Source organism: Pseudoduganella sp. jia 12, from assembly GCF_055502675.1.
In genome coordinates, this window is the sequence record NZ_JBUXKP010000003.1 from 440,399 (window position 1) to 460,063 (window position 19,665).

Here is a 19,665-nt window from a genome sequence, read left to right on the forward strand (position 1 = left end):
AAGTTCCACGCTGTTGCAGCCGCGCCTGGCCCACCTCACTCCACCGCCACATCCCACAGCTTTGCCATCCTCGACGACCCCTGCGGTCCTTCGACCGTCAGCACCACGAGATACTTGCCGGCTTTCTCGTAGCGATGCACCGGATGCTGCTCGCCCGACGTGGCGCCGTCGCCGAAATCCCAGTGCCAGCGCGTGACGGGCCCAACGCTCTCGTCCCGGAACGTGACGCTGCGGCGCGCCATGTCCGTGACCATGAACGACCAGCCCGCCTCGAAGGATTTCCGATGCTTCGCATCGAGCGGCATCAGCGTGAACACCGTGCCCAGGCTGGAATTGCCGTACATCTTGCGATGCTCCGACAGGTTCCAGAACGCCTTCTGCCCGCTTTCGTCGGCACCGTCATAGTCGATCACGGCCCAGGTCAGCCCGATCTTCTTTCCTTCGGTTAGTTGCGTTTCCACGGCGCGGGCCCGGTCGGCGCCCGCATGGTCGAATGGCGTGATCCAGAACTCGGCCGTCAGCCTGCCGGGCTGGCCCGGCTTGAAGTCGTAGGAATAGGCGATGTTCGAATACGGCAGCTTTTTCAGCCATGCCTGCGGCCCCCACAGCAGCGTCCAGTCCTTGCCCTCCGCCGGCGTGAAGATATGGTAGTTCTGCGCATGCACGCCGTGGTAGGCGAAATAGCGCTGCGCCCACGGCAGCGCCGGGTTCGGATGCAGCGTATCGACGAGCGGGCCGCCGGACAGGTCGCCATCGACCACGATCTCGAACGTGTCGTTGTGCAGGCCGGGATCGGCGAAATCCCAGTGGTCGTCCCACGCCTCGTACAGGAAATACAGCCGGTTCAGCCCCGCCACCCAGGCCACGCGCACCTTGATGTCCAGGCTTTTCGGATCGACCTTGCGGCCCTTGCCGGAATCGTCGCGCAGCTGGTCCGTGCCGACGATCCAGGCATCCGGAAAATCGCGCCAGTCGTCGGCCTTGCCGTCGATGACAGGGATCCGGTTGGCGGGGAACTGGTACACCTTGTAGCCACGGTCGTCCTGGGCGATGGCGGTGGTGCAGGCGATGGCGGCAAGCAGTGCAAGGGCGGATTTCGGGGCAGGCATGGTCATCGTTCGACGGTGGAAGGTTTCGGGAAAGCTGCACGCACTCTACCAGCTCGCCGGCGGCGAAACGGCTGCCGGCCGATCAACCGGTTGAGAATCGGATCGAGCATCGGATCGAGCATCGGATCGGGAAGCGGATGAGGATCGGATTGAGAATCGAATGAGAATCGCACGGGGCCGCAAATCGTCCTTACAATGTCCGTTCGCTTGCAGCCCCCTCGCCCGATGATCGCTTCGCTCAATCACATCACGCTGTCCGTCTCCGACCTCGCAACGTCGTTTGCCTTCTATGTGGAGACGCTGGGTTTCCGGCCTCGCGCGAAGTGGGCCAGGGGCGCCTATCTCTCCATCGACGGCCTGTGGCTGTGCCTCACGCTCGACAGGCAATGCCGGCAAGGGCCGCTCCTCGAATACACGCACATCGCGTTCACCGTGGATGTGGCGCAATTCGAGGCCCATGCCGCCGCGCTGCGATCGCGCGGCATCAAGCCCTGGCAGGAGAACAGCAGCGAGGGCGATTCGCTGTACTTCCTCGACCCGGACGGGCACAAGCTGGAGATCCACGCGGGCAGTCTCGAATCGCGGCTGGCATCGCTGCGACGCGAGCCTTATGAAGGGTTGACGCTGTTCGACTGAACGCGGTTCGCGGGCTATGCCTCCAGCACGAACGCCGCTGCCTGGAAGTCCCCCACCATCTCCACACTCAACCCGTGCCCGATCCAGTAAGCGCCGCTGGCCCACTGCGGCGTTTGCGGCACGGCCTTGCCCGAGATCGTCCGCAGCGCGTACATTTTCTTCGGATCGAGCCCGCGCAGCTGGATGCGCGGCTGGCGCTCGCGCAGGCCGCTCGAATGCAGAAAGGCGAAGAGCACCGCCTGGCTGCCATCCTGCGCCACGGACAGCGTGGCCGAGCGGCGCGAGCCGCCCTGCGGCGATACGAGCCGGTACAGGTTCCCCTGCAACACCGTCTTGCGGATGGTCTTGTATTCCGCGACGAGGCGCTTCGCCGTGGCGAAATCGCCGTCTTTCCAGTGATTCAGGTTGGCGCCGATGCCCAGTCCACCCTGCATCGCGGACAGGAAGCGGTATTCCAGCGACGTGACACGCCGGTTGACGAAGTTCGGCGCATCGGTCACCCAGGCCATCATGATCGCCGGCGTGTAGGCGTGCGTGAAGCCATCCTGCATGAGCAGGCGGTCGAACGGATCGGTGTTATCGGACGTCCAGACCTGCTCGGTCAGCGCCATGATGCCGAGGTCGACACGGCCGCCGCCGCTGGCGCACGATTCGATTTCCACTTTCGGGTGGCGCCGGCGCAGTTCCGCCAGCAGTTTATACAGGTTGGTCACGTAGGCCACATACAGGCGCTGCTGCCCGGTCGCTCCCATTTCCGTCCACCCGGGTTCCGACCACGCGCGGTTGTGGTCCCATTTGAGGAAGCCGATCCGGTGGTCGGTGAGCAGGCGGTCGAGCATCTTCAGCAGGTGCTCGTACACGTCCTTGCGGGCCAGGTTCAGCACCAGCTGGGTGCGCGCCTCCGAGCGCGGCCTGCCTGCGAAATGGATCACCCAGTCCGGATGCGCGCGATACAGGTCGCTGTCCGGGTTGACCATCTCCGGCTCCACCCACAGGCCGAATTCCATGCCCAGGTCGTTGACGCGCTTGATGAGCGGGTTCAGGCCGTTCGGGAACTTCGTGCGGTTGACGACCCAGTCGCCCAGGCCGGCCTTGTCGCTGCTGCGGGCGCCGAACCAGCCGTCGTCCATCACGAAGCGCTCCACGCCGATGCTGGCGGCCTTTTCCGCCAGCGCGATCTGGCCCGGCTCGTCGACGGCGAACTGCGTGGCCTCCCACGAGTTGTACAGCACGGGGCGATCGCGCGGGGCCGGCGCGTTGGGCAGGATCTTCTCGCGCTGGTAGCGGTGGAACAGGCGCGACGCGCCACCGAAGCCCTCGTCGGAATACCCGGCATGGAAGACGGGCGAAGCCAGGCTTTCCCCCGCCTGCAGCCGGTACGCGAAATCGAACGGGTTGTAGCCCGCGGTGGTGCGCAGGCCGCCCAGCGAATCCATGTCGACATGGATGCGCCACGAGCCGCTCCAGCCCAGCGCGCCGAACCACACGGGGCCGGCCTCCTCTTCCGTCGCGGCGCGGCTGATCGCCAGCCAGGGATTGGACTGGTGCGACGTCACGCCCTTGCGGCTTTCGATCACGATGGAGCCGGGCACGATGGGGCGCGTCTGCAGCGCGAACTCGCCGGCCCAGCGCCCGGTGAGATAGGACATCCGGTAATCGTCGCTGTATGGCAGCGTGAGGCTCGCGGCGGCCAGCTGGTCCACCTGGATCCAGCTGCCGGTGCGGTTCTCCACGACCGCCGAACGGGCCAGGATGCCGGTCGCCGCATCCATCGCATAGGTCAGCGTCACGTGCACCGCGCGGCTCACGTCCTTCAGGCGGATGACGATTTTCTCGTGGTCGGCCTGGTGGCCGACATGGCGCAGCACGAGGTCGCGCACACCGTCGGGGAACGCCACCTTCAGCGCGGGCTCCACGGTCAGTCCGCCGCCGAAGCCCGGATACTCGAACGGCGTGAGGTTGACCGGCATCTCGTTGGACGAGTTTTCCGGCACCTGCACCGGCGCCGGCAGCCTGTCTTCCGGCGCCAGCGCGCTGCCCCAGTACAGCGACTGCAACTGCCCTTCCCCGTTGACGCCGAACGCGTACGTGACGCCGCCGCCATCGAGCCGGAAGACTTTACCTGCTTCATCCACCGAAGGCCGGGCCCTGGCGGTGCCGCCGAGGGCGATGCCGGCGAGGCCGCCGAGAAGTTGCATGCAGAGGGTACGGCGGCGCTGGTCAATGTCGGTCATCGGTGGTTTGCCTCGTTATCGTTGAAGGAACTGTTGTCAGGAACTTGGAAGGGAGCAGGGTTTCGGGAGTACTGCTCCCGCCTGCGCAGCGGAGATGGCATGCATGCCATCTCTCCTCCCCGTCCCCGGTTGTTTTACAACGTTGTTTTGATACCAGATCAGCCGTTGGAACGCTGTGCTGCCTGGGCCTTCTGTTCGCGCGCCCGTATGCCTTGCAGCAGCGTGCTGCGCGAGGAATTCAGGTGGATGCGCATGGCTTCGCGGGCGCCGGAGAAATCGCGGCGTGCCAGCGCGGTCATCACATCGAGGTGCTCGTGCACCGCATACTGGTTGCGGGACTGTTCCTCGTCCTTGTCCCACTGGTAGTGGTAGTGGAAGACCAGCGACACCACGTCGTACAGGCTTTTCGCGAAGCGGTTGTGCAGCAGCCCGATGAGGAATGTGTGGAAGTCGCGGTCGAGGGCGGGAAAATCCTTGTGCCGGGCCGGCATCACGGAGCCGAGCTGCTCGTGGCGCGCGATCAGCTCGTTCAGCTGGGTGAAAGCCGGGTCGTCCGCAGGCAGTTGCGCGAGCTGGTCGATCGCGGCGAATTCGAACATCTGCCGCACGTCGGCCAGCTCCATCGCGAACGAGCGGTCGAACGCGCACAGGCGCCAGCCGCCGCGCGGCTTCTTTTCGATGAGGCCGGACCGGGAGAACTCGATGAGGAATTCGCGCACGCTGATCGTGCCGGTGCCCGAGGCGCGCGCCAGTTCCGCTTCCGAGAATTCCGCGCCGGGCGGCATGTCGCGCTGGTAGATGCGCTCCATCAGCACCTCGCGGATGCGGTCCGACCCCGGCTGCAGTTCCGCGATATCGAAGTAATCGGCCCGTCGGGGCTTGCGCAGCAGGCGGCGCTCCTTCATGTCCCCGATCAGCCCCTGCGCATGCAGGTGGGCGAGCACGCTGCGCACCGCGGTGCGGCTGCCTTCGACCAGTTCGGCCATGTGCTGCTCGGTCGGCAGCGCTTCGCCGACCGCCACGTGGCCGGCGAGGTGGTTCAGCAGCAGGTTCGTGCTGCGCTTGAAGACAAGGGGTGGTCGGGCCATGGGGTCTCGTTATTGGTTTTCAATAAATTATAGCCCGGGACTTGTCACGCAGGTAAAACCGGGGACGTACCCCTGTTTTCAGGAAATGCTCAGATTAACCAGGCTGTTGGAAACCAGGCTGTTGTAAGTTTCCGCGAAACAGGGGTACGTCCCCAGTTTTGCGGTGATGAAATAGTCATGTTCGTGAGCAAGTGAACCGGGGGCGTGCAGACGAATAAAACATCGCTACACTGGGGTGCATTATTTATTTAGTACCAGGATACTTTCCATGCGACTCTCGATGCTGGCCCTCTCACTGCTCCTTGCTGCCGCCCACGTCACCACCACTGCGGCCGACTTCAACGTGCGCGACTACGGCGGCAAGGGCGACGGCGTGACGATGAACACGGCCGCGATCCAGAAAACCATCGATGCGGCCGCGCAGGATGCCGGCACCGTGGTCTTCCCGGCCGGTACTTACCTCACCGGCTCGGTCTTCGTGAAGACGGGCGTCACGCTGAAGATCGACAAGGGTGTGACGCTGCTCGGCTCCCGCAACATCGCCGACTACCCGCTGATGCCCACCCGGATCGCCGGCATCGAGATGACGTGGCCGGCGGCGCTCGTCAACATCTACCAGCAGAAGAAGGCCGCCATCGTGGGCGAAGGCACGATCGATGGCGACGGCAAGCCGTTCTGGGATTACTACTGGGCGCTGCGCAAGGATTACCAGCCGCGCGGGCTGCGCTGGGCGTCCGACTACGATGCGAAGCGCCCGCGCCTGGTGCAGGTGTTCGATTCTTCCGACGTGAAGGTGGGCGGCGGCCTGCTGATGCGCCGCGCCGGCTTCTGGACCGTGCACGTATGCTATTCGTCCGACGTCGCGGTGGACGGCGTTACGATCCGCAACAACGAGGATGGCAAGGGGCCGTCGACGGACGGCATCGACATCGATTCGTCGCGCAAGGTGCTGGTGGCGAACGCCGACATTTCCGTCAACGACGACGCGGTGGTGCTGAAGGCCGGCCGCGATGCCGACGGCCTGCGCGTGAACCGCCCGACCGAGGACGTGGTGATCCGCGACGTGATCGTGCGCGCTTCGAAAGGCGGCATCACGTTCGGCAGCGAGACCTCGGGGGGCTTTCGCAACATCGAAGCCTACAACATGACCTTCGACGAGCACACGCCGGTCGGCATCCTGTTCAAGTCCGCCCACACGCGCGGCGGCTTCGGCGAGAACCTGCGCCTGCACGACATCACGATGAAGGGCACGCCCATCGTCATGCGCATCAACATGAACTGGAACCCGAACTACAGCTACGCCGCCATTCCGCCGGGCGAGAAGAACGTGCCGCCGCACTGGAAGGTGATGGCCACGCCGGTGCCGAAGGAAAAGGGCCTCGCCCGCTTCAGCGACGTGAAGATCTGGAACATCAAGGCCACCGGCGCGAAGAGCGCCTTCGAAGTGGCGGGCATCGCCGAGGCGCCCCTGCAGCGCTTCACGTTCGACGGCATCGACATCGAGGCGAAAAGCGGCGGCTATATCCGCGAGGCGCAGGACTGGCGCTTCACCAACACGAAGCTTGCCATCCCGGCCGATGCGCCCGTGGAAGTGGGCAAGGCCAGCCGGGTGGACGGCCTGCCGGCCGGCACATTCGTCGTGCGGGATGCGCCAGCGGTGCCAGTAAAATCAGCGGTGCCCGCAGAAGCAGCACCGGTGAAGAAGGAAGGCTGATGAAACGACATTGCCTCCCCTGCCTGGCCCTGCTGGCCGCCGTCGCGGGCGCATACGCGGCGCCGATCGACCGCCAGGCCGTCGTCAAGCGCCACAACCCGCACATGACCGGCATCGACCCCATGTCGCCGCTCAGCGTGGGCAATGGCCGCTTCGCGTTCACGGCCGACGTGACCGGCCTGCAAACCCTGGCCGACCACTACCACGAAAAAGGCACGCCGACCGAGACCGGGGCGCGCTGGTCGTGGCACGAGCAGGCCAACCCGAACGGCTACAAGCTGTCGGACGTGAACCGCGAGTACACGGCGTGGGGCCGCACCGTGGGCTACCCGATGAACACGAGGATCCCCGCCGGCCAGTGGCTGCGCGAGAACCCGCACATCCACCCGCTGCCGCAGATCGGTTTCGTCATCTGCGGCGCCGATGCGCGGCCGGTCACGCCGGGCGACATCACGAACGTCGACCAGCGCCTGGACATGTGGAAGGGCCAGCTGGACAGCCGCGTGCAGTTGCTGGGGCAACCGGTGACCGTCACCAGCGCGGTGAGCCCGGACAGCGACACGCTCGCGCTGCGCATCCGTTCACCACTGCTGGCCGGCAAGCGCGTGGCCGTACGCATCGCCCTGCCCTACGGCTACAAGCCGGGCGCCCACCACAATCCGCCGCTCGACTGGTCGCAGCCGGACGGGCACCGGTCGAAGGTGCTGGCGAAGACCGCCAGGACGCTGGTGGTGGAGCACACGCGCGACACCGCCCGCTACGCGATGACGGTGGCCAGTGCCGCACCGCTGGCGATCAGCCAGCCAAGCGCGCACGTGTTCGAGATCGCGCCGCAATCGGGCGAAACGCTGGAGCTGACGGTGTCGTTCGCGAAGGACGGCATCGCAACCGCGCCCGATGCCGCGACCGTGTTCGCTACCAGCAGCGCGCACTGGGACCGCTTCTGGCGCGGCGGCGCCGCCGTCGATTTCGCCGGCAGCACCGATCCGCGCGCGGCCGAACTGGAACGAAGGGTCGTGCTGTCGCAATACCTGACCGCGATCCAGCTGGGCGACGAGATGCCCGCCTCGGAAAGCGGGCTGACGACGTCCACCTGGTATGGCAAGCACCACACGGAAATGGTGTGGTGGCACACCGCCCACTTCACGCTGTGGGGCCGCCCGGAGTTCACGGCGCGCACGCTTACCTGGTTCCAGCGCACGTTGCCGGTGGCCCGCGCCGTGGCCGCGGACCGCGGGCTGAAAGGCGCGCGCTGGATGAAGATGACGGGCCCGGGCGGTCGCGAAAGCCCGGGCGGCAATCCGCTGATCATCTGGAACCAGCCGCACCCGATCCACCTGGCCGAACTGCTGTACCGCGCCAACCCCACGAAGGAAACGCTGGAACGCTACCGCGAACTGGTATTCGACACGGCGGACTGCATGGCCTCGATGCTCAACTGGGACGAGAAGAACAGTCGCTACGTGCTCGGCCCGCCGCTGTGGATCGCCCAGGAAATCTACGACCAGGCCACCAGCATGAACCCGACCTATGAGCTGAGCTATTGGGCACGGGGCCTGGAGATCGCCCAGCAATGGCGCGAACGGCTCGGCATGCCGCGCGACGCGGGCTGGGAACAGCGCCGCACGAACCTGTCGAAGCTGCCGCAGAAGGATGGCAAGTACGTGGCGATCGAATCGAACCCGGACACCTGGGACAACGTCGACAGCCGCCACGACCACCCGTCGTTCCTGATGGCGCTGGGCCAGTTGCCGGGCGACGGCGTGGACCGCCAGGTCATGCGCAACACGCTCGACGCGGTACTGGCGTCATGGGACTGGCAAACCAAGATCTGGGGCTGGGACTACCCGATGATCGCCATGACGGCCGCCCGGCTGGACGCGCCCGAACTGGCCGTGGGCGTGCTGCTGAAATCGGATGGCCCGAACAACGGCTACACGAAGGCCGGCCACAACCCGAACAAGCGGCTGCCGGTCTACCTGCCGGGCAACGGCTCGCTGCTGGCCGCCGTCGCGCTGATGGCGGGCGGCTGGGATGGCGCCACGCGGGCCACGCCGGGGTTCCCGACGGACGGCAGCTGGGTGGTGAAGGCCGAAGGATTCAATAAATTGCCTTGACGGGAAGATGCACATGACAGTTCTTGAACGACGCCGCCGCTTCCTGCGCGGCACCTCCGCCGCCGCGGCACTGCTTGCCACCGGCGCCGCGCCGCTGGCCGCGGCGGCAAGTACAGGCACCGCGGCCGACCCCTGGCAGCGCGCTCGGGGCATCATCGACCGCTGCTCGCGTCCCCTGAAGTTCCGCAACGAGGACTTTCCGATCACGGCCTTCGGCGCGAAAAGCGCCGCGCTGGTGCCGGCGAAACTGGTGTGGCGCACCGAGGTCACGGACGTCAAGACGCCCGCCCCCGGCTCCCCCGACTGCTACCCGGCCATCGCCGCCGCCATCGCCGCGGCCAGCCGCGCCGGCGGCGGGCGCGTGGTGATCCCCGCCGGCAGCTGGTACTGCAAGGGCCCAATCGTGCTGCGCTCGAACGTGCACGTGCACCTGGCGGCCAACGCGCAGGTCTATTTCAGCGCCGACCCGGCCGACTACGCGAAGTACGGCGACATCGACTGCGGCAAGGCCGGCAGGCTGGTGCTGTCGCGCTGGCAGGGCAACGATGTGCTGAACTACAGTCCGCTGGTCTATGCGTACAACCAGTCGAACATCGCGCTGACCGGCGAGGACGGCACCAGCGTGCTCAACGGCCAGGCCGGCGTGCACGTGGAGGCGGGAGACGGCCCATGGTGGGACTGGATCGACCGCAGGGAAGGCAAGGTCAATGCGGGCAGCGTCAATCCATTGAATCTGCCGCTGGAAACCGTGGCACCGGGACTGACGGCGGAACAGCGCGCGCTGATCCAGGGCACGCACCCGCGCTGGAACGGCGACACGCGCTACCTGCCCGCGCTCTCCGAGGCGGGCGTGCCGATCGCGAAGCGCATCTTCGGCATCGGCCACTACCTGCGCCCGTGCATGGTCGAACTGGTCGGCTGCACCGACGTGCTGCTGGAGGGCTACCACGTGGTGGCGTCGCCGTTCTGGCTGCATCACCCGGTCGACTGCCGCAACGTGCGCTTTGCCAGGGTGAACATGGAAAGCACGGGCCCGAACAACGATGGCTTCGATCCCGAATCCTGCGACACCGTGCTGGTGGAACACTGCACGTTCAACACGGGCGACGACTGCATCGCGATCAAGTCGGGCAAGAACCGCGACACGCAACTGGGCCCCACGCGCAACGTGGTGATCCAGGATTGCGTGATGAACAGCGGCCATGGCGGCGTGACGCTGGGCAGCGAGATGGCGGCCGGCATCGAGCACGTGTACGCGCAGCGCATCGAGTTCCGCAATGCCTACTGGGCCACCGATCCGCTGCGCAGCGCCATCCGTTTGAAGACGAATATGAACCGCGGCGGCTTCCTGCGCCACCTGTACGTGCGCGACGTGACCGTGCCGAACGGCGTGGATGCGCGCGCCCGCAAGGCGGCTCCGCCGGATGCGAACAATGCGTTCAAGGGCCTGGCGACCGGCAGCGGCGCCATCGTGACCATCGACTGCAACTACGCCGCCGGCGACGACGGCGTGCGCACCCGGCCGCCCCAGGTGTCGGACATCCACATCTCGACACTGCGCGCCGGGAACGCGAAGATGGCCGACGGGTCGTTCTCGTGCTGGCAGGCGGTGCTGATCCTCGGCCCCGTGGCGTCGAGCTTCAACGGACCGGCCGGCACGGCCATCGTGCCCGTGTCGAACGTGACGATCACCGACTGCGATTTCGGCACGCCGCGCAACGGCAAGGAACCGGTCTACCTGCACAACGCGCAGAACGTGGTACTGGCGAACGTGACGATCGGCGGGCAAGTCATCAACCGGAAGCTGTCGGGATGACGGTGCGACATGCATGGATGCTGGCGGCGCTGGCGCTGTCGGCCAGCGCCGCTGCGGCTGGCACTGCTGCTCCCCTGCCGCCTGTCCGCGTGATCCTGGTGGGCGATTCCACCGTCGCCCCCGGCAACGGCTACGGCGACGGGCTGTGCGCCCGCTTCCGGCCCGAAGTCACCTGCGTGAACCTCGGTGCGAACGGGCGCAGCTCGAAAAGCTTCCGGGCCGAAGGCCGCTGGAACAAGGTGCTGGACCTGCTGCAGGATGGCGGAAACTTCGGCGCGCAATATGTGCTGGTGCAGTTCGGCCACAACGACCAGCCGGGCAAGCGGCACGCGACGGACCTCGTTACCGAGTTCCCGGACAATATGGCGCGCTATGCCGCCGACGTGCGCGCGCTGGGCGGCGTGCCGGTACTCGTGACGCCCCTCACGCGGCGCACGTTCAAGGGCGCCTGGCTGCGCGATACGCTGGCCCCGTGGGGCGCCGCGACGAAGCGGGCAGCCGCCCGCGACAGCGTCGCCGTGCTGGACCTGAATACCGAAAGCGCCGCGGCCGTGCAGGCCATGGGCCAGGCCGCAGCGGACACGCTGGCGGAAGAACCGGCGCCACCGCCCTCCCCGGACGGGAAAAAGGTGAAGACCAAATTCGACTGGACGCACCTGGGGCCGAAGGGATCGGCGCTGTTCGGTGCGATGGTCGGCAGGCAGCTGGCGCGGGAGGTGCCGGCGATCGCTCCCTACCTGAAGTAACAAGACCACGCTGCGGCGGCAATCCGACGCCGCGGCCTCGTAACGGGCCGCGCGTCATCCACTGTCACTGCCGCACGCGCGCGACCGGGACAACCGGTTCCAGTATCGCGGCGGGCACGTCCTCGCCGGATGCCTTGCCGCGATCGAGAACGGCCCTGGCCTGGTCCATGTCGATGGCTTTTTCCCAGCGCGCCACCACGACCGTGGCCACGCCGTTGCCGACCAGGTTCGTGACCGCGCGGGCTTCGTTCAGGAAGCGGTCCACGCCCAGCAGCAGCACGAGCCCTTCGACGGGTATCTTGTGCATCGACGCCAGCGTGGCGGCCAGTGCCACGAAGCCGGCACCGGCGACGCCCGCGGAGCCCTTCGACGTGAACAGCAGAACGCCCAGCAGCACCAGCTGGTCCCACAAGGTGAGGTCGATGTTCATGGCCTGGGCGATGAAGATCGATGCCATCGTCAGGTAGATCGCCGTGCCGTCGGCATTGAAGGCGTAGCCGGTCGGCAGCACCAGTCCGACGACCGGCTTGGGTATGCCCAGCTTTTCCAGCTTGACGAGCATTTGCGGCAGCACCGCTTCCGTCGACGCCGTGCCGAGCGTGACCAGCATCTCGTCGCGGATATAGCGCATGAACTTGAACAGCGACAGGCCGCAGGCGCGCATGACGAGGCCCAGCACCAGCAGGATGAAGACGGCCGAGGTCAGATACAGGCAGAGGATCAGCTGGCCGAACGAGGCCAGCGTGCCGATGCCGTATTTCCCGACGGTGAAGGCCATGCCGCCGAAGGCCCCCAGCGGCGCGACATACATGGCGATGCGCACGACGCCGAACATCCCTTGCAGGAACTGGTCGAGCATGTCGACGAACGGTTCGACCGCCTTGCCGGCGCGGGCCAGCGCGATCGCGAACAGCAGCGAGAAGAAGATGATCGGCAGCATTTCACCGGCGGCGAAGGCGCCCACGACGCTGTGCGGCACCATGTTCAGGATGAAATCGAATGCGCCGCCCTGCTGTTCCGCCCTCTTCGCGTAGGTTTCGACCGATGCGCCGTCGATGTGCGCGGGGTCGATGTTCATGCCGGCACCGGGCTGGAAGACGTTGACGACGACGAGCCCGATCACGAGGGCGAACGTGGAAGCGATCTCGAAGTACAGCACCGCCTTGAGCCCGACGCGCCCCGCCTCGTGGACGTTGTTCATGCGCGCGATGCCGACCACGATGGAGGCGAAGATGATCGGCGCCAGCAGCATCTTGATCAGCTTGATGAAGAGGTCGCCGAGGGGTTTGAGCTGGCTGCCCAGGTCCGGCATGAAATGGCCGAGCGCGATGCCGACGACGATGGCGATCAGGACCTGGACGTAGAGTTTGGATAGGGATTTGACGAAGAAGGTGGATCGCATGGCTGTCTCCTGTTGCGATTTTTTCGTACGGCGTTCCGGACTGCGGATGGGCAGGCGCGGCCACGGCAACCCCGCCAGGCGGCGGCTGCCATGGTGACTACCCTGTCGACGGGATCGGTTGCACGGCACGCCTTTCTGCGAAGGCATTGCCGGCATGGCCGGGCACGGGGCCCGGACCAGGCTAGGCCGACAGCTTCTGCATTTCGGCGTAGAGGTCCGCCTTGCCTTCGAAGCCGATGCCCGGCAGGTCCGGCATCGTGATGTAGCCGTTGTCGACGGCCACGCCGTCCGGGAAGCCGCCGAACGGCTGGAACAGGTCGGGATACGATTCGTTGCCGCCCAGGCCCAGGCCCGCCGCGATATTGAGCGACATCTGGTGCCCGCCATGCGGGATGCAGCGGCTCGGCGACCAGCCGTGCTCGCGCAGCATGTCCAGCGTGCGCAGGTATTCGACCAGGCCGTACGACAGCGCGCAGTCGAACTGCAGCCAGTCGCGGTCGGCGCGCATGCCGCCATAGCGGATCAGGTTGCGCGCATCCTGCATGGAGAACAGGTCTTCGCCGGTGGCCATCGGGTTCTTGTAGTAATTGCGCAGCGTGGCCTGCAGCTCGAAGTCCAGCGGGTCGCCCGGTTCCTCGTACCAGAACAGGTCGTACTGCGACAGCGCCTTCGCATACGTGATGGCGGTATCGAGGTCGAAGCGGCCGTTGGCATCGACCGCCAGCTTCTGGCCGTCGCCCAGCACGGAAAGGATCGAATCGATGCGGCGCAGGTCTTCGTCCAGCGAGGCGCCGCCGATCTTTTTCTTGACCACCGTGTAGCCGCGGTCGATGTAGCTGCGCATCTCGTCCTTCAGCTTCTGGTGATCCTGGCCCGGATAGTAATAGCCGCCGGCGGCGTACACGAAGATCTTGCGATCCGGCTTGCCGGTGCCGTAGCGGTCCGCCAGCAGCTGGAACAGCGGCTTGCCTTCGATTTTGGCCACCGCATCCCACACTGCCATGTCGATCGTGCCGATCGCCACGGAACGCTCGCCGTGGCCACCCGGCTTCTCGTTGGTGAACATGCAGTTCCAGATCCTGTGCGGATCGAGGTTGGTGCCGGCGTCGTCGACCAGCGAAGCGGGATCGGCCTCCATGATGCGCGGGATGAAGCGCTCGCGCATCAGCTTGCCCTGGCCATAGCGGCCGTTCGAATTGAAGCCGTAGCCGATGACCGGCTTGCCGTCGCGGATCACGTCGGTGATCACGGCAACGAGGCTCAGCGTCATCTTGCTGAAGTCGATGTACGCGTTGCGGATCGGCGAGCTGATGGGCAGGGTTTGTTCACGGATTTCTACGATTCTCATGCGGGTCTCCTGGAAGCGTGTTGTGTGTTGCGACAGGTATCGGGAACCCGTAGGTTAATCGTGAACAGGCAGCCTATAATTTCCTGAAATTGACTTCAAAAGTGAAAACAAGTGAAGAATGACGCGACATCGGACATGCAGCTGTTCGTGCTGATCGCACGGCTGGGCAGCCTCGCGGCGGCTGCCCGGGCCGTGGACCTGACGCCGCCGGCCGCGACCAAGCGGCTGGCGACGCTGGAATCGCGCCTGGGCGTGCGCCTGCTGAACCGCACGACCCGCAGCCTCAGCCTGACGAGCGAGGGCGAGACCTACCTGCAGCACGCCACGCGGATCCTGGCCGACGTGAGGGAGATGGAAGATGCCGTCTCGCAGGGGCGCGCGGTGCCCCGTGGCCTGCTGCGCGTGAACGCCACGCTGAACTTCGGCCGCACGTCGATCGCACCGCTGGTGTCCGCGTTCGCGAAACGCTATCCGGAAGTCGAAGTGCTCGTCGAGGTGACCGACCGGCCCGTCGACCTGGTGGAAACCGGGTTCGATCTCGCGGTGCGCTTCGGCGAACTGCCCGACAAGCGTCTCAACGCCCGCCGCATCATGTCGAACCGGCGTTTCCTGTGCGCGTCGCCGGCCTACCTGGAGAGTCACGGCACGCCCCGGACTCTTGCGGACCTGGCGGGCCACCGCTGCATCATCCACCGCCAGAACGACGATGCCTACGGGATCTGGCGCTTCCTGCACCATGACCACAGCGAAGTGGTCAAGGTGCACGGCATGTTGTCGAGCAATGACGGCGATATCGTGCTGGGCTGGGCGCTCGACGGGCACGGCATCCTGATCCGCTCGGAATGGGACCTGGCGAAGTACCTCGACAGCGGCCGGCTGCGGATCGTGCTGCCCGACTTCGAGCTGCCGTCGGCCGACCTGTATGTGTACTACCCCGAACGCCGCAACCTGCCGGTGCGCGCACGGGCGTTCATCGACTTCCTCGCGGACCATTTCAAGGCGGCGGTCGACGGCCGGGGCAGCGTGCGGGAGCATCTCGAAACGGGAGCGCGTTCCCGCAAGGCGCGGCGCTGAAGCCGGGACGCCCATTCCCGCGATGGCGCCACCGGCGAACCGTCAGCCCCGCTCGCCGATCCGCGCCAGGATCGCGAACAGGTCGTCGATATCGACCGGCTTGACGAGGTGATGGTCGAAGCCCGCCGCCTTCGTCTGGGCGCGGTCGCTTTCCTGGCCATAGCCGGTGACGGCGATCAGGGTCGCGCCGGCCGTTGCGGGCTGGGCACGCAGGCGCTGCGCCAGCTCGTTGCCGTCCATGCCCGGCAGGCCGATATCGAGCACGAACACGTCCCAGTGGCCGATGCCGCTCAGCGCCAGCGCCTCGCGGGCGTCGTATTCCACGATGACGTCGTGCCCGGCCGTTTCCAGCAGCATGGCCAGGATCGATGCCGCATCGACATTGTCGTCGACCACCATGATGCGCAGGGCGCCGCCGCCGCCGAGGGGCGCCGGTTCTTCCACGGGCGCTCCCGCGCTGTCGCTTTCCTCGGCGGCCAGGCGGGGCAGGCTCACGGTGAACGTGCTGCCCTGCCCCAGGCCGGGACTGGCGCACGTGACGGTGCCGCCGTGCAGCTGCACGAGGCTTTTCACGAGCGCCAGGCCGAGGCCGAGACCACCCAGCGAACGGTCGGACGAACGCTCGGCCTGCGTGAACAGGTCGAAGGCGCGGGCCGCCAGCTCGGGCGCCATGCCGATGCCCGTGTCGGTCACGTGGAACAGCACGTGGTCCGGCCGCACCTCGGTGCGCAGGCCGATATGACCGCCTTCGGGGGTGTACTTGGCCGCGTTGTTGAGCAGGTTGGCGAACACCTGCACGAGCCGGTTGCGGTCGCCCATCGCCAGCGGCGCGTCCGGCGGCAGCTCCAGCGCCAGGTGATGGCGGCGGTTGCGGATCAGCGGCGTGACCTGCTCGACCGCATCGGTCACGATGCGGTGCATGTCCAGCGGCTGCATGTCGAGTTCGGCGAGGCCGCGCGTGACCCGCGACACGTCGAGCAGGTCGTCCACCAGGCTCGTCATGTGGCGCACCTGGCGGCCGATGATCTGGCTGGTCTGCCGCACCCGCGCCTCGTCGACCTTGCCCAGCTGGAGCAGCTCGGCCGCGGCGCTGATGGGCGCCAGCGGGTTGCGCAGCTCGTGTGCCAGCATGGCCAGGAACTCGTCCTTGCGGCGGTCCGCCTCGCGGAGCTTCTGATCGGCCATCTTGCGCGCGGTGACGTCGCGGAAGAACAGCGCAAGGCCGCGTTCCAGGGCCGGATAGACACGCACTTCCATCCAGATCTCGCCCCCCGGCACCACATACGGTATGTCGATGGCGCCCGACTGGCGCTCTTCCTTTACCTGCCGGTACAGCTTCTCGACGGGACTGTCGGCCAGGTCGGGCCACAGCTCCCAGTGGCTGCGGCCGATGACGCCCGCCGGCGTCTGGTGCGTGAGCCGCAGGCCTTCGGCATTCATGCGCAGGATGCGCCATTCGCTGTCGAGCAGCGCGAAGCCTTCGGCCATGTTGTCGAAGATGTATTCGCTCTGGTCGCGCTCGCGGCGCAGTTCGGCCTGCGCCCGGCAGCTCTCCACGGCGGCCCACGTACGCTCCAGCATGTCCTCGGCCATGCCCAGCTGCGCGTTCGTCCACCGGTGTGGGCGGGAATCGTGGGCGTTGAGCAGCACGCGCAGGCGGCCCTGCTTCAACAGCGGCACGGCCAGCACGGCCCGCACGCCGATGGCGGCATACGCATCCGCATACGGGGCGCAGCGCTCGTCGCTGGCGGCATCGCTGACGATCAGCGGCTTGCCGGCATGCGCGCCGTCCACGGCGAAGGCGCCGAACTCGTCCAGGTTGACCGCGTCCCCGGCCATGGACGGCAGCCGGCCGCTGGTCCAGTCCCGCTCGATGCTGCCGGCCCTGCCCTCGTCGTCGACCGTGAGGTACACCACGCGGTCGATATCGAGGAATTCGCCGAGCAGCGCGCTGGCGCCGGCGATGACGTCCAGCGGGTCGGTCATCGAGCGGATCAGGTCGCCCAGGCGCAACTGGAATTCGCGCCGGCGGTTCGACACCACGGCAGCGGTGCTGTCGGTGGCCGGGTTGAGGATGCCGATCACTTCGCCCTGCGCGCCGAAGACCGGGTACAGCGCATAGCTGAAGTAGGCCGTCTCGGGCACGCCTTTGCGCATGACGGTAAACCGCAAGTCGTTCAACGTGCACGCATGGCCGGCCTGCGCCTGCGCCAGGATCGGTGCGAATCCCTCGCGCAGGTGTTCCCAGCTTTCCCAGAACGGGCGGGCCAGCGCTTGCGGATGGCTGTCGCCGATGATGTGGACATAGGCGTCGTTGTAGAAATACAGGCAGTCCGCCCCCCAATAGAAGCTCATGGGAGCGGAGGAACCCAGCACCATGTCGATCGTGGTGCGGATCACCTGCGGCCAGCATTCCGGCGGGCCGAACGGGAAGCCGGACCAGTCGCGCTCGCGCAGTATGGCGCGGACCTGGCCTTCGCCGGTGAACAGGGTTTGCGGGGCGCGCAATTCAGTTGAACGGTTGGGTTGACGATGGGCGCGCGCCAGGCATGGGCGGGGCCGTCCGCAGTGCAATGGTCAAGGCTGGCATCGGTTCGTCGTTCACAGTCGGCATCATCATGCAACCTCCTGGCCCATTATCACACACGGGCATGCGGTGCACGGAACGATCGGTGCGGGCGGGCCAGGCCCGCCATGGCGCCGCGGTCAGCCTGGCTGCTTCATCTGCGCGCGCACGACCTTGTGCACGAACGCCAGCTTGTCCAGCACGGGCGTGCTGAGCTTGAACGGGTAGGAATCCGGCATGCCCATGCTGCGGTTCAGGCTGTTGAGCACGTACGTGAGGGCGAACCATTCGTCCAGCGTTTCGTCGAAGGTGTCGTTCTTGATCGGCGGGGCCGGGATGTCCAGCGACGGCTCGTCCGGCCGGGTGGGGTGCAGCGACATGCCGCACGCATGGGCCGTCTCCAGCGCATCCATCATGTGCAGGTAGTGGGCCCACGTTTCCGCCCAGTCCTCCCACGAATGGGAGCTGGCATAGGTGCTCACGAAGCGCGACTCCCAGTCTTCCGGCGGCCCTTCGCTGTAGTGGCGCTTCAGGGCCACGCCATAATCCTCACGCTCGTCGCCGAACAGCTCGCGGTATTCGTCGATCCAGGCGCTGCCGGCCACCAGCCGGTCGAAATAGTAATGCCCGCTCTCGTGGCGGAAGTGGCCCAGCAGCGTGCGGTAACGCTCGTGCATCTGCTCGCGCGTGCGCTCGCGCTCGGCCGGATCGGCTTCGGCGATGTTCAGCGTGATCAGGCCGTTCGCATGGCCGGTCATCACGGTCTGGTCGCTCACGCCGTCTTCCAGGAACTGGAACGCCAGGCCCGTCTCCGGCTCGATCGATTTCGGCACGGGTGTCAGGTGCAACGTCGCCAGCGAGAACAGCAGGCGGCGCTTGGCCGCTTCGAGCCGGCACCACAGGATGTGGTTTTTTTCCGACGACAGCGCGGGGATGATGACGGTGAGCTGGCAGGATTCGCACAGCTCGTGCGGATCGTCCGCCGGCAGCATCCAGTTGCAGACGTTGTGCGCCACGTAGTTGCCGCACTGCTTGTACAGCTTGCCTTTGTCCTTGCGGTTCAGGCTGCGCCACTGCGTTTCGTTGACCTGTTCGAAGCTGCTGATGCTGCGGCGCGCGGGCTGGTAGCCGAGCATGCTGTCGCAGTTGAGGCAGACGGTGTTTTCAAAAAAGACCTGGTGGGAGCATTTGTCGCAGTGGAAGGTTTTCATGGGCCGGGTTGACGAAAAGGTTGAGGTTTGCAATTACCAAAAATATAACTGCAAAATCGTAGCTCGTCGGCTCGTGTCGGACAATGCCTCGCAATCGTGCGCGGGGTCCGGACGCTGAACATGCCGAACCTTCTCGCTAAGGATTTCTCCGCCCCATACTCCAGATATACCAGGCTATCCATCCCAGGATGATGCCGCCGCCAGCGGTCCCAAGGAACGATCCAAAGATTTCCGCGTTCATAGGTTCATTGCGGTTGATAAAGTTGGACAGGCGAACGAACAGCGCGATTGCGGCTCCTCCGACGATGAATTTCCAGCGTGACCCGGCAGGCTTTGACAATGCTTTCTCCATATCCAGAGGCTGGTACGCCGCGCGCACAAGCTCCTCTTCCTGAAATGACAAACGGTGGCACACGATAATGGCGAGCAGCTCGGTTATGTCGAACGTGCTGGCCAGCCTGATGCGAAAGCAAAAAGGCCCGCAATTCATATTGCGGGCCTTTTCGACGAATCCTGGTGGGAAGTGCAAGTTTCGAACTTGCGACCCCTGCAGTGTGAATGCAGTGCTCTACCCCTGAGCTAACCTCCCTGAAAGAGGCATGAT

Annotated in this window: 14 protein-coding genes and 1 tRNA gene; 6 read left to right on the forward strand and 9 right to left on the reverse strand. The window is 66.1% G+C overall.

What is annotated here, in order from left to right; all coding sequences use genetic code 11:
* Positions 1-35 precede the first annotated feature (35 nt).
* Positions 36-1,109 (reverse strand): PKD domain-containing protein, encoded by a 1,074-nt coding sequence (locus ACY65G_RS08065; RefSeq protein ID WP_464996838.1) that lies wholly within the window; start codon positions 1,107-1,109, stop codon positions 36-38.
* A gap of 225 nt (positions 1,110-1,334) precedes the next feature.
* Between ACY65G_RS08065 and ACY65G_RS08070 the strand changes: the two genes are divergently transcribed.
* Positions 1,335-1,745, forward strand: coding sequence for a VOC family protein (locus ACY65G_RS08070; RefSeq protein WP_464996839.1), 411 nt, complete (start codon positions 1,335-1,337; stop codon positions 1,743-1,745).
* Between the two features lie 14 nt (positions 1,746-1,759).
* Here ACY65G_RS08070 and ACY65G_RS08075 read toward each other — a convergent pair whose 3' ends face one another.
* The gene (locus ACY65G_RS08075) at positions 1,760-3,979 is read right to left on the reverse strand and encodes an alpha-galactosidase (protein ID WP_464996840.1); all 2,220 of its coding nucleotides are present in this window, start codon (positions 3,977-3,979) and stop codon (positions 1,760-1,762) included.
* Positions 3,980-4,137: 158 nt separating this feature from the next.
* A complete protein-coding gene (locus ACY65G_RS08080; RefSeq protein ID WP_464996841.1) occupies positions 4,138-5,067 on the reverse strand; it encodes a GntR family transcriptional regulator in 930 nt (309 codons plus the stop codon).
* 268 nt (positions 5,068-5,335) lie between these two features.
* On the opposite strand from ACY65G_RS08080, the gene ACY65G_RS08085 reads away from it, so the two are divergent.
* The 4 genes from ACY65G_RS08085 to ACY65G_RS08100 are packed head-to-tail and all read left to right on the forward strand — an operon-like array spanning position 5,336 to position 11,460.
* A complete protein-coding gene (locus ACY65G_RS08085; protein WP_464996842.1) occupies positions 5,336-6,781 on the forward strand; it encodes a glycoside hydrolase family 28 protein in 1,446 nt (481 codons plus the stop codon).
* Positions 6,781-8,898, forward strand: a complete 2,118-nt coding sequence (locus ACY65G_RS08090; protein WP_464996843.1) for a hypothetical protein — start codon at positions 6,781-6,783, stop codon at positions 8,896-8,898. The genes ACY65G_RS08085 and ACY65G_RS08090 overlap by 1 nt, the downstream gene beginning before the upstream one ends.
* Before the next feature lie 13 nt (positions 8,899-8,911).
* Complete coding sequence (locus ACY65G_RS08095; protein ID WP_464996844.1) at positions 8,912-10,714, forward strand: glycoside hydrolase family 28 protein; 1,803 nt, start codon at positions 8,912-8,914, stop codon at positions 10,712-10,714.
* A complete protein-coding gene (locus tag ACY65G_RS08100; RefSeq protein WP_464996845.1) occupies positions 10,711-11,460 on the forward strand; it encodes a rhamnogalacturonan acetylesterase in 750 nt (249 codons plus the stop codon). The genes ACY65G_RS08095 and ACY65G_RS08100 overlap by 4 nt, the downstream gene beginning before the upstream one ends.
* Before the next feature lie 64 nt (positions 11,461-11,524).
* Here ACY65G_RS08100 and dctA read toward each other — a convergent pair whose 3' ends face one another.
* Positions 11,525-12,862 (reverse strand): C4-dicarboxylate transporter DctA, encoded by a 1,338-nt coding sequence (gene dctA / locus ACY65G_RS08105; protein WP_464996846.1) that lies wholly within the window; start codon positions 12,860-12,862, stop codon positions 11,525-11,527.
* 181 nt (positions 12,863-13,043) lie between these two features.
* Positions 13,044-14,210, reverse strand: a complete 1,167-nt coding sequence (locus ACY65G_RS08110) for a mandelate racemase/muconate lactonizing enzyme family protein (RefSeq protein ID WP_464996847.1) — start codon at positions 14,208-14,210, stop codon at positions 13,044-13,046.
* 135 nt (positions 14,211-14,345) lie between these two features.
* Between ACY65G_RS08110 and ACY65G_RS08115 the strand changes: the two genes are divergently transcribed.
* Entirely contained in the window at positions 14,346-15,284 is a 939-nt protein-coding gene (locus ACY65G_RS08115) for a LysR family transcriptional regulator (RefSeq protein WP_464997062.1), read from the forward strand.
* Between the two features lie 42 nt (positions 15,285-15,326).
* Here the strand turns inward: ACY65G_RS08115 and ACY65G_RS08120 are convergent, their stop codons facing one another.
* The 4 genes from ACY65G_RS08120 to ACY65G_RS08135 all read right to left on the reverse strand — a co-directional run bounded on the left by ACY65G_RS08120 (position 15,327) and on the right by ACY65G_RS08135 (position 19,650).
* Positions 15,327-17,792, reverse strand: coding sequence for a hybrid sensor histidine kinase/response regulator (locus ACY65G_RS08120; RefSeq protein ID WP_464996848.1), 2,466 nt, complete (start codon positions 17,790-17,792; stop codon positions 15,327-15,329).
* Positions 17,793-17,990: 198 nt separating this feature from the next.
* Positions 17,991-19,061 (reverse strand): zinc-binding metallopeptidase family protein, encoded by a 1,071-nt coding sequence (locus tag ACY65G_RS08125; RefSeq protein WP_464996849.1) that lies wholly within the window; start codon positions 19,059-19,061, stop codon positions 17,991-17,993.
* A 136-nt stretch (positions 19,062-19,197) separates the two neighbouring features.
* On the reverse strand, positions 19,198-19,590 hold the full coding sequence (locus ACY65G_RS08130) for a hypothetical protein (protein ID WP_464996850.1): 393 nt from the start codon (positions 19,588-19,590) through the stop codon (positions 19,198-19,200).
* Positions 19,576-19,650 (reverse strand) — tRNA-Val (locus ACY65G_RS08135). Before ACY65G_RS08135 ends, ACY65G_RS08130 begins: the two co-directional genes overlap by 15 nt.
* Between the last annotated feature and the right edge of the window lie 15 nt (positions 19,651-19,665).